13 protein-coding genes and 4 tRNA genes are annotated in these 15,640 nt (G+C 46.1%); 14 read left to right on the top strand and 3 right to left on the bottom strand.

The annotated features are described in order from the left end of the window. The first annotated feature begins 34 nt into the window (after positions 1 to 34). The 8 genes from B2751_RS06425 (at position 35) to B2751_RS06390 (ending at position 3,393) form a co-directional block, all read left to right on the top strand. Positions 35 to 108: transfer RNA gene (locus B2751_RS06425), tRNA-Cys, on the top strand. 36 nt (positions 109 to 144) lie between these two features. Beyond that, positions 145 to 225, top strand: a tRNA-Leu gene (locus B2751_RS06420). Positions 226 to 229: 4 nt separating this feature from the next. Beyond that, positions 230 to 300 (top strand) — tRNA-Gly (locus B2751_RS06415). 38 nt (positions 301 to 338) lie between these two features. Further along, positions 339 to 409 (top strand) — tRNA-Gly (locus B2751_RS06410). A gap of 87 nt (positions 410 to 496) precedes the next feature. Then, positions 497 to 1,657, top strand: a complete 1,161-nt coding sequence (queG, locus tag B2751_RS06405; protein ID WP_035409457.1) for a tRNA epoxyqueuosine(34) reductase QueG — start codon at positions 497 to 499, stop codon at positions 1,655 to 1,657. Next, a complete protein-coding gene (locus B2751_RS06400) occupies positions 1,632 to 2,111 on the top strand; it encodes a methylated-DNA--[protein]-cysteine S-methyltransferase (protein WP_035409455.1) in 480 nt (159 codons plus the stop codon). The genes queG and B2751_RS06400 overlap by 26 nt, the downstream gene beginning before the upstream one ends. Before the next feature lie 3 nt (positions 2,112 to 2,114). Further along, positions 2,115 to 2,588 carry a tRNA (uridine(34)/cytosine(34)/5-carboxymethylaminomethyluridine(34)-2'-O)-methyltransferase TrmL gene (gene trmL / locus B2751_RS06395; RefSeq protein WP_214856782.1) on the top strand — a complete coding sequence of 158 codons (474 nt, stop codon included), beginning with the start codon at positions 2,115 to 2,117 and terminating at the stop codon, positions 2,586 to 2,588. Between the two features lie 238 nt (positions 2,589 to 2,826). Continuing rightward, positions 2,827 to 3,393: a DUF5366 family protein gene (locus B2751_RS06390; RefSeq protein ID WP_035409453.1), complete on the top strand. Its 567-nt coding sequence runs from the start codon at positions 2,827 to 2,829 to the stop codon at positions 3,391 to 3,393. Between the two features lies 1 nt (position 3,394). On the opposite strand, the gene B2751_RS06385 is transcribed toward B2751_RS06390, so the two are convergent. After that, a complete protein-coding gene (locus tag B2751_RS06385) occupies positions 3,395 to 5,170 on the bottom strand; it encodes a transglycosylase domain-containing protein (protein WP_290773604.1) in 1,776 nt (591 codons plus the stop codon). Positions 5,171 to 5,375: 205 nt separating this feature from the next. On the opposite strand from B2751_RS06385, the gene B2751_RS06380 reads away from it, so the two are divergent. From B2751_RS06380 to B2751_RS06365, 4 genes are all read left to right on the top strand, one after another. Continuing rightward, positions 5,376 to 6,536 (top strand): glucose-1-phosphate adenylyltransferase, encoded by a 1,161-nt coding sequence (locus B2751_RS06380; protein ID WP_290773602.1) that lies wholly within the window; start codon positions 5,376 to 5,378, stop codon positions 6,534 to 6,536. A 161-nt stretch (positions 6,537 to 6,697) separates the two neighbouring features. Further along, a complete protein-coding gene (gene glgD, locus B2751_RS06375) occupies positions 6,698 to 7,600 on the top strand; it encodes a glucose-1-phosphate adenylyltransferase subunit GlgD (protein ID WP_349679886.1) in 903 nt (300 codons plus the stop codon). A gap of 14 nt (positions 7,601 to 7,614) precedes the next feature. Beyond that, positions 7,615 to 9,066, top strand: coding sequence for a glycogen synthase GlgA (glgA, locus tag B2751_RS06370; protein WP_029340919.1), 1,452 nt, complete (start codon positions 7,615 to 7,617; stop codon positions 9,064 to 9,066). Between the two features lie 28 nt (positions 9,067 to 9,094). Continuing rightward, positions 9,095 to 11,518 (top strand): glycogen/starch/alpha-glucan phosphorylase, encoded by a 2,424-nt coding sequence (locus B2751_RS06365; RefSeq protein ID WP_290773599.1) that lies wholly within the window; start codon positions 9,095 to 9,097, stop codon positions 11,516 to 11,518. Positions 11,519 to 11,559: 41 nt separating this feature from the next. On the opposite strand, the gene B2751_RS06360 is transcribed toward B2751_RS06365, so the two are convergent. Beyond that, entirely contained in the window at positions 11,560 to 12,378 is an 819-nt protein-coding gene (locus B2751_RS06360) for a sulfurtransferase (RefSeq protein WP_290773596.1), read from the bottom strand. A 92-nt stretch (positions 12,379 to 12,470) separates the two neighbouring features. Here B2751_RS06360 and B2751_RS06355 point away from each other — a divergent pair, with 92 nt between their 5' ends. Further along, positions 12,471 to 14,207: a phospho-sugar mutase gene (locus B2751_RS06355; RefSeq protein WP_056059933.1), complete on the top strand. Its 1,737-nt coding sequence runs from the start codon at positions 12,471 to 12,473 to the stop codon at positions 14,205 to 14,207. A 137-nt stretch (positions 14,208 to 14,344) separates the two neighbouring features. Then, on the top strand, positions 14,345 to 15,241 hold the full coding sequence (locus tag B2751_RS06350; RefSeq protein ID WP_290773594.1) for an aldo/keto reductase: 897 nt from the start codon (positions 14,345 to 14,347) through the stop codon (positions 15,239 to 15,241). Between the two features lie 170 nt (positions 15,242 to 15,411). Here B2751_RS06350 and B2751_RS06345 read toward each other — a convergent pair whose 3' ends face one another. After that, positions 15,412 to 15,600 carry a hypothetical protein gene (locus tag B2751_RS06345; protein WP_035409434.1) on the bottom strand — a complete coding sequence of 63 codons (189 nt, stop codon included), beginning with the start codon at positions 15,598 to 15,600 and terminating at the stop codon, positions 15,412 to 15,414. Positions 15,601 to 15,640: the final 40 nt, after the last annotated feature.

Raw genomic sequence — 15,640 nt, 5'->3', positions numbered from 1 at the left:
GCGGGTTCGAATCCCGTCTTCCGCTCCAATGAGTGGCGCCATAGCCAAGTGGTAAGGCAGAGGACTGCAACTCCTTTATCGTCAGTTCGATTCTGACTGGCGCCTCCAACTATTTCTCAATTAAATAGTTTTGCAAGAGATTGTGCCGGTGTGGCGGAACTGGTAGACGCGCACGACTCAAAATCGTGTTCCTTTGGAGTGTCGGTTCGATTCCGACCACCGGTATCTTGCGGGTGTAGTTTAATGGTAAAACCTCAGCCTTCCAAGCTGATGACGAGGGTTCGATTCCCTTCACCCGCTTTATACTTTTTACACAATCTGATGTTTCACCTGATCATGCGGGTGTAGTTTAATGGTAAAACCTCAGCCTTCCAAGCTGATGACGAGGGTTCGATTCCCTTCACCCGCTTACCTAAAAAGAGCAATGTGTCGTTTTCGCTGACACCTTGCTCTTTTTGTTTAGGAAGGAATCTTAAGAGGAAAGGAGCGAGTCGTAATGGATGGTGTACAATTGAAATTGGCTTTACAAGAGTACGCAGTTGAGATTGGAATCGATGAGCTGAAGGTGACGACGGCTGACCCTTTTCTTGTCTTAAAACGTCGACTTCAAGCACAACAGGAGAAAGGATTTGCTTCTGGTTTTGAAGAGCCCGATCTCGATCTACGAACGACTCCTTCGTTACTCGTAGAAGATGCGGCTTCGATCATTGCCATTGCGGTCGCGTATCCAAGTACTCTCAAAAATGCACCTCGTGGCAAGGAAGGGGAGCGGCGGGGTATTTTTTGTCGATCGTCCTGGGGACTGGATTACCATCAGGCGTTGCGACAACGTTTGACGTTGCTTGAAGAAAAAATTCAAGAGTTGAGTCCAGGTGCAAGGACGCGCTCGATGGTCGATACAGGAGAACTCGTCGATCGTGCAGTAGCAGAACGAGCAGGTATTGGATTCAGTGGTAAAAATTGCTCGATCATCAGTGAAGAGCACGGATCGTATCTTTATCTCGGTGAATTGATTACTGACCTCGTCTTGCCGCCGGATCAGCCAGTCGAAGAATTATGTGGAACATGCAATAAATGTATCGATGCTTGTCCGACGGATGCGCTAGTTGAACCTGGTGTCATCGACGCTAAACGATGTATCTCGTTTTTAACACAGACGAAAACGTTACTGCCAGAACCGTTTCGGATGGCGCTTGGGAACCGTCTGTATGGGTGTGATACATGTCAGCAAGTATGTCCATATAACCGGAAGAAGAATGCGACACATCATGTTGAACTACAACCGGATCCGGAGCAGGTCAAACCGCTCCTTGTTCCACTCTTATCAATGAGTAACCGTGAGTTCAAGAGTCGTTTCGGAACATTATCCGGAGCATGGCGTGGTAAGAAGCCGATTCAACGTAATGCGATTTGTGCGCTTGTTCATTATCGAGACAAGAGTGCTATTGACGCGCTACGGTTAATGACGGAAACAGATGCCCGCGAAGACATGCGGGCGCTTGCACTCTGGGCAGTCGGTCGGATTGGCGGAATTGATGAGAAGTCGTACATCGAATCCCGTCTTTTAGCGGATACTGCAGTGGATGTTCAGACAGAAGGACAACGGTTAATTGAAGAGTGGGGGGAAGCAGATGCCATTTCAACAGCTCACTTATAAGTTCGGTACATTGCTCGTCGCATGGGAAAAAGAGCAAATCGTGTACCTCGATTTTGGATTGAATAAAGATCGTGCTCGGACCTATTTAGCAGAAGAGACAGACGAAGGTACATTACCGAAAGCTTGGCGTATGGCGTTTGATCGTTATGCACAAGGAGAGGTACAAGCGCTTGATGCGCTTCCTTGTCAGTTGCGTGTCACACCATTTGCAGAGAAAGTGTTACAAGCTTTGCGAACCGTTCCGTTCGGTCAGACGATCAGTTATGGTGAACTGGCTCGAATGATTGGAAAACCACAGGCAGCACGAGCTGTTGGCGGTGCCTTGAATCGGAATCCGATCGCATTGATTTATCCATGCCACCGTGTCATCGGGGCGACCGGTAAATTGACGGGTTTCGCAAGCGGAATTGCCCATAAAGAAGCGCTTTTAGCGCATGAGATAGGAGAGAATTGAACCATGGCTATTCATGTCGTTATGTATCAACCGGAAATTCCTCAAAATACAGGTAATATTTCGCGAACATGTGCAGCGACGCATTCCGTCCTTCACTTGATCCGACCGCTCGGCTTCTCGACAGACGATAAGCAACTTAAACGTGCGGGTCTTGACTACTGGGAATTTGTCGATGTCCGTTATCATGATTCGTTAGAAGAACTGTGGGAAAAACATCCGGAAGGTGTTTTCTACTATATTACGAAATACGGGGAACAGTACCCAAGTCAGATTGACTTATCGGACGTTGAACAGGACTATTTCTTCGTCTTTGGTCGGGAAACAAAAGGATTGCCGCTTGAAGTCATCGATGCAAACGCAGAACGGTGTATCCGTTTACCCCAATCGAATCTCGTTCGTTCACTGAACGTCTCGAACACGGCAGCGATCATCGTCTATGAAGCATTACGTCAGCAAGGATACGCAGGTCTTCTGTAAAGCAAAAGCTCCATCCTGATTCAGGATGGAGCTTTTATGAGTTATTCGTTACCTTCAGGTTTTTTGTTGTAGCCTGCAGTGAAGATTGCTGTCAAAAACGCAAGACTTACGCCGACCATTAAGATAAATGCCATTTTTGTTTCCCCCTTCAGTCTCTTGAACCGATATAATCTATTATAGTATACCTGTAAGTGAAATTGTGTGCTACATATGAATTTTCTATGAATGGAGACTCCACATGCGTACGAACGTTTACCTATTAAGTTATGCCCCACTGATCAGCATCTTGTTATTTAGTACATCCCTTGCGATCGCGACGACGGAACTTGCATTGCATTGGCTCGATCAAGTCGGCGTGTACGATGAACTGCTCCAGCTACTGACGGCACGTGATACGAAGCTCGTCGTTTGGCTTGGTTTTTTGATCGTCTATTTCATGATCTTTAGTTCGCTTAAACTACTATCGGACACGATCAATCAGCTTGGTTTCGCCTTTTTCATCAAAGAACAAGAGGGAACGACACTCGGTATGTTACGTCCGGGCAGTATTCTCCTGCTCGTCGGAGGATGTGTCAGCTTTGCTTTCATGACGTCCTTCTTGCACGTCGGGATCGTATTGCTTGTATCCTTCTTCATCTATTTTATCTTTTACACGGTACAGATTAGTAAAATGACGAGTGCGGCTGGAGCTGTTGGGTTGATCATCTTCTCCTTCTTAGCCTGGGGCGTTCTACTCGCTGGTCTATCATGGGTTGGTCTGACCTTATTCAATTCCTTTGGAGAAGCAATTTTATTTCCGAGTTGACTCAAGGACGTAAAATCGTCGCCCACGTCTGGACCTGTAACGTTGCATTGGCTTCAGCAGGGAAAGGGCGGGGACGGTCAGCTCCTAACCAAATACCCCCGATGTGTTGATTTTTGATACCGACGAACCACATGTCCTTATTATCATTCGTTGTTCCTGTTTTTCCTCCGATATAGCGCGCGGAGGGATCGTATCCTTTGCGCCCTGTCCCATACGTCATGACATTCTTTAAACCAGCCCGTAATTCACGGTTCGTCTGACTGGACCAAATCCGTTGTTCCTTTTCCTGCGGTCGTTCGACCGTTCCATTTCGAAGTGTAATACTTTTAATCATCGAAGCCGGTCGATAGAGCCCGTCATTTACGAATACGGTATAGGCATTTGTCAGTTCAAACGGACTAATGCCGTACTGCAAACCGCCTAAAGCGCTCGTGAAGGCATCATCCTTCCGTGTCCACTGACTGAAATGGAACGGACGGATGGACTTCAATCCTTCTTGGAAAGAAACAGCAAAAGCACGGATCGCTGGTGTGTTATAAGAATAAGCGATCGCATCGGCAATCGTCACTTGTCCAAGGATCCGATTTCCGCTATTTGATGGACAGTATCCATCGATACAGACAGGACTACCGTCTAATGTACTCGACAATCGAGCTTTCGTCTTCTCGAGATAAGGACCATAGACAAGTAACGGTTTGATGGCTGAACCAGGTTGTCGGTACGACTGCACTGCTCGGTTGAACTGACCGGTCAAATTTGATTTGTAGCCGACTAAAGCCGTAACCCCGTGTGTTTGTCCATCAATGCCAACATAGGCTCCCTCAATCGGGTCTGGTAGACGACGAAGAGCTTCTTTAGCTCGTTGTTGCTCGGCTGAGTCGAGATATGTCGAAATGATCGCACCTTGTTGATGTAGATATTCCGAAGCATGCTTCTCACTCCATCCGTGCTGTTGAGCGGTCATCCGGATGGCAGCTTGGACGGTTGCATCGATATAGTCCGGATAAGGAACCCGCGGCTTATAGGATCGAGGTGTCACATGAGAAATAGTAAAATCTTTCGTCAGTACACGATCGCGCACTAATGCTTGAGCGATTCGTTGCTGACGTTTTTTTGTATTTTCAGGAAAACGAAGCGGATCGTAGAGTGACGGATTGTTCGGAATCGCTGTCAAAAAGCTGATTTCAGACCAATTTAACTCGCGCGCTGGCTTATTGAAATATGATTTTGCGGCCAGTTCGATCCCGTAAATATTATTCGCAAAATATGCTTGATTGACATAAGCCGTCATTAGTTCTTTTTTAGAATATTTCTGTTCTAAAGAAACAGCGATTAACAGCTCTTTTATTTTTCTAGTATACGTTTTTTCGTTTGATAGGTATGTCATTCTTGCTAGTTGTTGTGTGATCGTACTTCCGCCTTGGGATTTAGAATCAGACTGGTTTTTAGTAAATGCACGTAAGATTCCTGTGATGTCATAACCGTCATGTTGATAAAAACGTTGATCTTCGATTGCTACAAACGCTTGCTCGACTTTTTTGGGTAATGTTTGAGGCGTCAAGTCATCCCGTCGTAATCCATCATAAAGCTCGACCTGTTTGTTTTCGTACGTTACAGTGATCGGTTGGTAGGAGGTCAGTGGATGTCGTGTCGTCTGTTCGTCGGCCCAGAAAAAAAATGTGCGTGCTGTGTTCAACTCATCTTTAATTGAAAATAAGGAAAATACAAGCATCGTCGCAAGACCAAATAAGACGAGATATCCGGTGGTAATTCGCATGAGAACTCCTTTCAAAAAGCCATTTCATTCCTATTATCGGTCTTTTATGGAGAAATCAGTAGATTTTTTTTCGATTTTTGTATTTTAATAAACCTATTTTGCAGGAATGTTATATTAAAAAGAGAAAAGATTGGGTATATAGAAGTATCTGTGGATTTTATAACTCAAATTGTCTGAAAAAAAGAGCATAAATGGAGGGGACGAAATGGCTAAAAAGAATGTCGTTGCGATGTTACTTGCAGGCGGAGAAGGGAAACGTCTGGGAGCTTTAACGAAACATACTGCAAAACCAGCTGTTGCATTTGGAGGAAAATACCGCATCATTGATTTCCCGCTTTCGAACTGTACGAACTCAGGAATCAATACAGTCGGCGTGTTAACGCAATATGAACCACTTGAATTGAACCGCTATCTCGGAATCGGGAGTGCGTGGGATTTAGATCGACGTAACGGTGGTTTAACGATTCTACCTCCTTACCAAGCTCAAAACGGAAAGAACTGGTATGAAGGAACAGCGAATGCCATTTATCGAAACATGAGTTACATCAACCAATTCGACCCTGACTATGTACTCGTCCTATCAGGCGATCATATTTATAAAATGGATTATGAAAAAATGATCGAGGAGCATCGACTTGGTGGAGCTGACGTGACGATTTCTGTACGTGAGGTCCCATGGGAAGAAGCACCACGATTCGGAATTCTCAATACCGACGATGATCTCCGGATCAATGAATTCGAAGAAAAGCCAGAGAATCCAAAATCGAATCTCGCATCGATGGGAATCTATGTCTTTAACTGGGATGTATTGAAGCGTCATTTGATTCAAGATGCAGGGGATGCGGAATCAAGCTTCGACTTCGGTAAGAACATCATTCCGAACATGCTCTTTGAAAATCTGAATATCCGTGCGTATAAATTCAAAGGATATTGGAAAGACGTCGGAACGATTCAATCGCTCTGGGAAGCAAACATGGATTTGTTGACGGCAGAACCAGAATTTGATTTATACGATCCATCTTGGAAAGTCTATTCTGTCAACCCGAACCAACAACCTCAATATATCGGGAACGCTGCAACGGTCGAGTCATCAATCATCAATGAAGGATGCCATATCGAAGGTGAAATTAATCATTCAGTCCTCTTCCATGGTGTAGAAGTAGCGGAAGGATCACTCGTCAAAGACTCAGTCATCTTCCCGAACGTTAAAATCGGACGAGACGTCACGATTCACCGGGCGATTTTAGCAGATGGTGTCATCGTTGAAGATGGTGCGACGATTGGATCTCCGGACGGAGAAGTCTTCGTCATTGAAGCAGACAGCATCGTTAAAAAGAACGAAGTCATCAAAGAAGCAATTCAATAAGGGGGATATTCGAATGAAGGTCGATTTATTAGGCGTCATCAATCTAAGTGGTGAAGAAGGATTTTTCAAAGAACTAACAGAGCATCGTAACTTGGCAGCTGTGCCATTTGCGGGTCGTTATCGATTGATCGATTTTACATTAACGAACATGGTACAAAACGATATCGCGAACATCGGNNAAAGAGTGGGATCTTGACCGTTCAAACGGTGGACTCTACATCTTCCCGCCTGCATTATCACAAGATGCGAATGAGTTCCGGGGAGATCTCTCAAACTTCCACCTTCATCGCGATTTCTTCCTGCGCAGTAAGGAGAACTATGTCGTCGTCTCTGGTTCGAACATCTTATCAGCCGTAGATTATCGTGATGTCTTGCGCGAACATAAAGAATCGAATGCGGATATCACAGTCGTTTATACGAAGCGTGAACTGCCTTGCAAATACTGCCGTCCAATTCGCTTTGGCGAGCAGAACCGCGTGACTGCAATCGGATCACGAGGGTTCCAGCCGACTGATGAGACGTTCTACATGGAAACGGTCGTTCTATCGAAGAACCTATTCGTTCGTTTGATTGATGAGGCGATTGCGCGTGGCGAGTACGATTTACTACAAAGTATCATCCGTTCGCAGCTAAATCGCTTGCATGTACATGGTTATGAATATCGTGGTACATCACAAGTCATCCACTCACTTCGTTCATACTACCGTGAGAGCATGCTATTGCTTGAACAGTGGGGAGCAATCAACGACTTCCAGCATGTCTACACGAAAATCAAGCATGAACCGCCGACACGTTATTTGCCAGGTTCAGCGATTAAGAACTCACTCGTCGCAAACGGCTGTAAGTTAGAAGGCACGACGACGGATAGCATCCTGTTCCGTGGTGTTAAAGTCGGAAAGCATGCGCGCGTCAAAAACTCGATCATCATGCAAAAATCGGTCATTGAAGAAGGCGCAGTCGTTGAGTACGCGATTCTCGACAAAGAAGTGACCGTCAAACGCGGTCAAGTCATTCGCGGTACGGCAGAAGAACCAATCGTCATCAAAAAACAAACAATCGTTTAAAGGAGATGTCATTCATGAAGGTATGGTTTGCTGCCACGGAAGCGACACCCTTCATCAAGACAGGGGGGCTAGCTGACGTCGTCGGCTCGCTCCCTTTAGCGCTTGCTGAGGAAGGGGCAGACGTTTCGGTCGTCTTACCCAATTATGGTCAAATCAAGGAACAATACAAATCAGAGATGGAGTTTTTATTCGACTTCATCGTACCAGTTGGCTGGCGACAGCAATTTGGTGCTGTCCTCCGATTAAAACAAGATGGTGTGACGTTCTATTTCATCGATAATGAGTACTATTTCAAACGCGATGGTGTCATTTATGGACATTACGATGATGCGGAACGATTTGCGTATTTTTCACGTGCCGTTCTTGAGATGATTCAACATCTCGATCGGAAAGAAGTACCGGACGTCATCCATTGTCACGATTGGCAAACAGGTGTGATTCCGGCGTTCCTACGGATCCATTATCAGCACCTAGAGCGCTATCAAGACATTAAAACGGTCTTTACGATTCACAATCTACAATATCAAGGTGTTTTCCCGGAGGAAGTACTCGGTGATTTACTTGGATTGAGTCATGAACACTTCACAGCTGATGGTATTGCTCATAACGGTCTCGTCAATTACATGAAGGCAGGACTCGTCCATTCCAATCAAATCACGACAGTCAGTCCATCATATCGTGATGAGATCATGGATCCGTATTACGGTGAGACGCTTGAACCCGTCTTACAACATCGCGCTGTCGACGTACGCGGAATCTTGAATGGAATCGACTATCGTCAATTTGATCCTGCACATGATACGCATCTCGTTGAGACGTATTCGGTCGATACCGTCACGGAAGGAAAGGCGAAGAACAAAGCTGCCTTACAAGAAGAACTAGGTCTCCCCATCAATCCGGATGTACCATTGTTTGGTTTCGTTTCTCGTCTCGTCGACCAAAAGGGGATTGATTTGCTCGCGCATATCTTGCCAGATTTGTTTGAACTCGATGCGCAGTTCATCATCCTTGGATCAGGTGAAGCGGAATATGAAGGGTTGTTCCATCATGCGACATCGATTCGTCCAGACAAAATCGCTTCTTACATCGGGTTCGACGTTGGTCTCGCGCAACGAATCTATGCGGGCAGTGACGCCTTCTTGATGCCTTCGCGTTTTGAACCATGTGGTCTCAGTCAGTTGATTTCGATGAAGTACGGCTGTTTACCAGTCGTCCGGGAAACAGGTGGTCTTCGTGATACGGTCAAGCCATTCAATCAGTTTACGTTAGAAGGAAATGGATTCTCGTTCGCGAATTATAATGCACATGAGTTTTTAGAAGCGATTAAACGTACCATTGAGGTCTATCATGATCGCCCGGTCTTTGAGCACTTGATTGAGACGGCGATGAATGAGGATTTCAGTTGGTTGCGTTCAGCCGACGAATACTTGGCGTTATATCGTTTGATTGCACCGTCCGCCACTTGATCGTATCACTGGGAAAAGGAGTTACGTCATGTTCAAAGATATAGAGAAGTTCAAGGAGAGGTTTACGGAACGATTCGTTTCGATGCATGGCAAGGCAATAACGGAAGCAACAGAAAACGATATCTATCAGACACTTGCTTATCTGGTACGTGAGACGGTCACGACCGATTGGTTACGGACAAAGGAAACATATACCCATAAAAAAAGTAAGCAAGTCTATTACTTTTCACTCGAGTTTTTGCTCGGACGTTTCTTGCATAACAACCTATTAAGTCTTGACGTCTTAAAGGATGTGGAACGGGGACTGGAAGAACTCGGATATCAGCTCAGTGATCTGACAGAAGAAGAGCCGGAACCAGGACTCGGAAACGGAGGGCTCGGTCGTCTCGCAGCCTGTTTTCTTGATTCCTTGGCTGCGCTTGGTCTACCGGGACATGGGAACGGTATCCGATACCAATATGGTCTGTTTAAGCAAAAAATCATCGATGGCTATCAAGTCGAGCTACCGGATAACTGGCTGAAGAACGGAAACATGTGGGAAATTAGACGTTCTGATAAAGCGGTCGATGTTTCATTCGGTGGACATGTGTGGCTCGAAGAAGTCGGTGATGGGTATCGCGTCCATCATGAACCGACTGAAGTCGTCCGTGCTGTTCCGTACGATATGCCGATCGTTGGCTATCAAAACAAGGTTGTCAATAACCTGCGACTCTGGAGTGCTGAGTCTCCGCTTGATGATGATGAATTACTTAGTCAATACCGTGGGAACTACAAAGATTTACTGGCACATAAACAATCGATTCAGACGATTTCAGAGTTCTTGTATCCGGATGATACGACGTACGAAGGAAAAGAACTCCGTCTGAAGCAACAATATTTCTTCGTCTCTGCAGGATTACGGAGTATCTTGACGTCCTTTAAAAAACGAAACCATTCATTGAAGCAACTCGGGAATCATATTGCCATTCATATCAATGATACGCATCCGGTCGTCGCGATTCCGGAATTGATGCGGATTCTTGTTGATGAAGAAAGGTTTGGATGGGAAGAAGCATGGCGGATCACGAAGAGTGTCATGTCGTTTACGAACCACACGTTATTATCAGAAGCACTCGAACGTTGGCCGGTTGATTTGTTCCGTCGCTTGTTGCCACGCATCTATCTCATCATCGAGGAAATCAACCGACGCTTCTGTAAAGATGTGCTGGCGAACTATCCACACATGGAAGCACATATGCGAGATATCGCCATCATCGCGGACGATCGGATCAACATGGCGAATCTGGCTGTCGTCGGCACGCATTCAACGAACGGTGTCGCTCAGATTCATACTGAGATTCTGAAGCAGCGCGAGATGCGACTATTTTATGAGATGTTTCCGCTTCGATTTAATAATAAGACGAACGGGATTACACATCGTCGCTGGCTTCTCTCATCGAACCCAGCACTGGCAAACCGTGTGACAGAAGCGATCGGGGATGGTTGGATTCAGCATCCGTCCGATTTGCAAAAATTGACGAAATGGGCAGAGGATTCAGCACTGCAGAAGGACATCGCCGAGATCAAGCTTCAGCGTAAGGAAGAATTAGCGTTGCTCATTGAAAAGGAAACAGGTATCGTCGTTGATCCAAACTCGATTTTTGATGTTCAAGTCAAGCGATTGCATGCGTACAAACGTCAACTCTTAAATGCGTTACACATTCATTCGCTCTATTATCGTCTGAAGGAAGACCGTTCCTTTACGATGACACCGCGGACATTCATCTTTGGTGCAAAGGCAGCGCCAGGCTATCATTATGCAAAAGAAGTCATTCGTTATATCAATGCGTTAGCTCGCTTAATTAATCAGGATCCAGAGGTCAGCCCATACTTGAAAGTCGTCTTCCTAGAAAACTATCGTGTATCGCTTGCTGAAAAGATTTTCCCGGCAAGTGATGTCAGTGAGCAGATTTCGACTGCCAGCTATGAAGCCTCTGGAACCGGCAATATGAAGTTCATGATGAATGGCGCTTTGACGATTGGAACGCTCGACGGAGCGAACATCGAAATTCGAGATGAAGTTGGGGATGCGAACATCTTCATCTTCGGCTTAACGCCGCAGGAAGTCATGAATTATAAGCAATACGGCGGTTATAGTGCGTATGATCAATACAGTGCCCAACCCGAGTTGCGACGAATCATCGATAGTCTCGTCGACGGGACATTATTTGCTCCGGGTGAATTCCAAGCAATTTACGATTCATTATTGACGTATAATGATGAGTATCTGATCCTGAAAGACTTCATGTCGTATCAACAAGCGCAGGAACGTATCGATCGGATGTATCAGCAACCGGAAGAATGGTATAAACGTGTCATTCTTAATATTGCTCGGTCAGGTGTGTTCTCAAGTGATCGAACGATTAAAGAGTATGCGAATGCGATCTGGAACATCAAACCAATTCAACTCTAAACAAAAAAACACTGACAGATATTTCTGTCAGCGTCTGATGTTTACGAACGGGAGACGTCTTCACCGCGGCTGACCCAATCACTATAAGAGCCGGCGTAGAGCCGGACATCGGTTTTCCCGAGTGAGTGGAGAGCGATGACATTGACGCACGCTGTCACACCGCTTCCACAGTAGAGGATAGGTGCCGTGACCGGCAGGATGTCGGCGTATAGTTCTTTCAAATCTTCCGCGTCTCGTAAACGACCATCTGGTGAGAGTGCTTGTTCAAAGTAACAATTTACGGCACCCGGAATGTGTCCGGCGACATGATCGAGTGGTTCGATTTCTCCGCGATACCGATCGGGCGCTCGGGAATCGATGACCAGCGTTTCTGTCAGCTGATCCTTTAGCTCTTCGAACGAGACGAGCATCTCGTCTTGGAAACGCGGCGTGTACTGAGAGGGTTCATAAGTAAAAGTCTCGTCTGTAACCGGAAGATCGAACGCTAGGTAAGAGGAGAATCCGCCCTCGAGAACGACGACACGCTCATGTCCGATCCATTTAAATAACCACCATGCACGAGCGGCATATGGAAAACCATCGTCATACAAAACGACGAAGTCTTCCGGGGTCACACCATGCTGTTCCAGTGTGTGTTGCCACGCTTCTTTTGAAGGAAGCGGATGCCTACCACCGACCTCATCGATTGGACCAGAAAGGTCAGTCGTTAAATCCAGGTGCTGTGCACCTTCGACGTGTTGTTCTAAGAAAGCATTTCGTCCATATTCAGGTTGTTGTAAGTCATAGCGGCAGTCAAACCAGCGAATCTGATCCGTACGGACGAGCTGTTGAAGGTCTGCCATTTGAATCGTAGGAAACATGCCTCATCACCTTACCCTTTCTAGTGTTAATCATATGAAAGGTATCGCATCATCGCAAGTCTTACCCTCATTCAAAAAGGAGTCGATTTACTATGTCATGGAAAGAAACCTATCAAAAATGGGATCAGTTCGCTGATCTTGACAGTACATTAAAAGAAGAACTCGTCACGCTAGCAGCGGATGAAAAAGCAGCTGAAGAAGCATTCTATAAAGAACTCGAGTTTGGAACAGGTGGTATGCGCGGGGAGATCGGTGTCGGAACGAACCGGATGAATGTGTATACGGTTCGAAAAGCATCACAAGGGTTCGCAGCATTCATTAAGGCATCAGGAGAAGAAGCGGCAGCAAAAGGAATCGTCATCGCACACGATTCACGCCATTTCTCACCAGAATTTGCGCTGGAGGCGGCACGGACGCTCGCAAGTAACGGCATCAAAGCGTATCTGTTCGACGGTCTACGTCCGACACCAGAACTTTCGTTTGCGGTTCGGTCTTTACAAGCAGCGGGCGGGATCGTCATTACGGCGAGTCATAACCCACCAGAATACAACGGATATAAAGTGTACGGAGACGACGGTGGACAACTTCCACCAAAAGAAGCGGATGAACTCGTATCGTACGTCAGTCAAATCGAAGACGAGCTGTCGATTGAACTTGAGCAAGAAGAAGTCCTTCGTGCGAACGGTTTAATCGTCCGTGTCGGCGAAGAACTTGACGAAGCGTATCAAGAAAAATTACAGACGATTCGTGTCTTACCTTCAATCCAATCGGAATTAGCCGATCCACTAAAAATCGTTTTCACTCCACTTCACGGAACAGGTCTTGTACCGGTAACAGAAGGCTTGAAACGTTACGGTTTCGAACACGTGACAGTCGTCAAGGAGCAAGCAGAGCCAGACGGTGCATTCCCGACCGTGACGTCACCGAACCCGGAAGAACATGCTGCCTTTAAACTGGCGATCGAATACGGAGATCGTACAGATGCCGATATCTTGATTGCGACGGATCCCGATGCTGACCGCGTCGGAGTAGCAACACGTGATGCAGACGGAGAATGGACAGTCTTGACAGGGAATCAGACGGGGGCATTGTTGCTTGACTACATCCTTTCACAAAAAGCGGCGCAGGGGACACTACCAGAGAACGGATTTGTCGCGAAGACAATCGTTACTTCAGAACTAGGTGCGTTGATTGCACGTCATTATGATCTCCATGTCGAGAACACGTTGACAGGCTTTAAGTTCATCGGGGAAAAAATCAAACAATACAATGCATCGGGTCAATATGAGTATCTCTTCGGCTATGAAGAGAGCTATGGATATCTCATCGGGGACTTCTGCCGCGACAAGGATGCCGTCCAAGCGTGCTTGTTAGCTGCTGAGATGGCTGCGTATCACAAAAAAGAAGGACGGACGCTCTATGAGGCATTACAGTCGATTTACGAGCAGTTCGGGTACTTTGAAGAGTCACTCCGCTCTCTGACGCTCAAAGGGAAGGATGGCGTGGCACAGATTGGTCGTATCATGGATACGTTCCGTGAGAATCCACCAAAACAAGTGGCTGGAGAACAGGTCGTCTTGTTCGAGGATTATGATGCGAGCATCGCTCACGATCTGAAGACACATCAACCCTCACCGATCAATCTGCCAAAATCCAATGTCTTGAAGTTCACGCTCAGTGATGGATCGTGGTTCTGCCTTCGTCCATCGGGCACGGAACCAAAAATTAAGTTCTATTTCAGCGTCACGTCACCAGATGCTGCTGAGACGACACGAAAACGTCAGCAAATCGAAGATGAAGTCATGCAGGAAGTCGAGCAAATTCAATAAGTCCTAAACAGGATTCCGTCGATGACGGAATCCTGTTTTTTGTCTTAGAGCATTGAAAATTGAAATTCGTGCAACCGTTACCATTTTGAGGTACAGTAAACGAGATAGAGTTCATACGATAGAGGAGTGGAAGAAACATGGAACGGATTCAGCTAACAGAAGATTTATCATTCTCACGGATCATTCATGGTCTGTGGCGATTGAATGAATGGGAAATGACGAAGGAAGAGCGTCTTGAATTGATTGAAGCATGCCTTGCTTTAGGAATTACGACGTTTGATCACGCAGATATCTATGGCGATTATACGAATGAACGCTTATTCGGGGAAGCTCTTGCCTTAAAACCGGAATTACGTGACCGGATGGAGATCGTCACGAAGACGGGCATCAAGATGAAAGGGAATCATTTCTCGGATCAGTCATTATCGTTCTATGATACGACGAAAGAGCATATTATCAAACAGGTCAATCGTTCCCTGCAAGAACTCGGTGTCGAGTACGTCGATACGTTGTTGATTCACCGTCCAGATCCATTGATGGATCCGAACGAGATTGCAGAAGCGTTCGTTGAGCTGAAGGACGCGGGTAAGGTACGGACATTCGGTCTATCGAACCATACACCTGCACAACAGAGTCTTATACAATCACGCTTACCGTTCATGCTCGTGACGAACCAACTCGAGTTATCGGTTTCGGAACTGAAACATTTCGAGGATGGATCCGTCGATCTGTGTCATGAAAATGAGATGCCATTGATGGCATGGAGTCCGCTTGCGGGCGGTCGTCTCTTTAAGGACGAGCGATACGCACCGTTACGTGAAAAATTAGCTGAGATCGCTGAAAAGATCGGGGCAAAAAAAATCGACGAAGTCGCATATGCATGGTTACTTAAACATCCAGCACGTATCATGCCGATCGTTGGTTCTGGTAAGATTGAACGCATCGAATCTGCTGTTCGTTCGACGAATCTGTCGTTGACGCGCGAGCAATGGTTTGAGATTTTGAAGGCATCACGAGGTCGTGATGTCGATTAATCTAGACTGTGAGACAGAAATAAACGCATAAAATATTTTCTGTTTAAGAAATGAAGCGAGAGGATCGACCAGTACACGATCTGGAAACGATCCTCTCTTTTATGAATAGAGTAACAGTAAACAAAAAAAGTCCCATCTCAAGGGGGAGGAGAGATGGGAGATCTATGAGGTTAAGCTTCTAAGCGAAGCATCTCCTGACGATATTTATCTAAACGATCTTTACTTGCTGACATGCCAGCTTGGTCATTGGCTTGAATCGCATCGAAGAGCGTACTGAGCTCATAATCGATTTCGAGACGTAGCACTGGAATTCGCTGCTCTGCATCTTGTCTACGGAAAGCTTCAATTACTTGTTTCATCTCGGCCACGCTCCTTTGTAATTTGTCAGATAATTCTGAT

The sequence above is a fragment of the Exiguobacterium sp. UBA6282 genome (genome assembly GCF_002440475.1).
Lineage (GTDB): Bacteria > Bacillota > Bacilli > Exiguobacteriales > Exiguobacteriaceae > Exiguobacterium_A.
The sequence above is the reverse complement of the archived record's forward strand: the minus strand, read 5'-3'. Positions and strand labels throughout refer to the sequence as shown.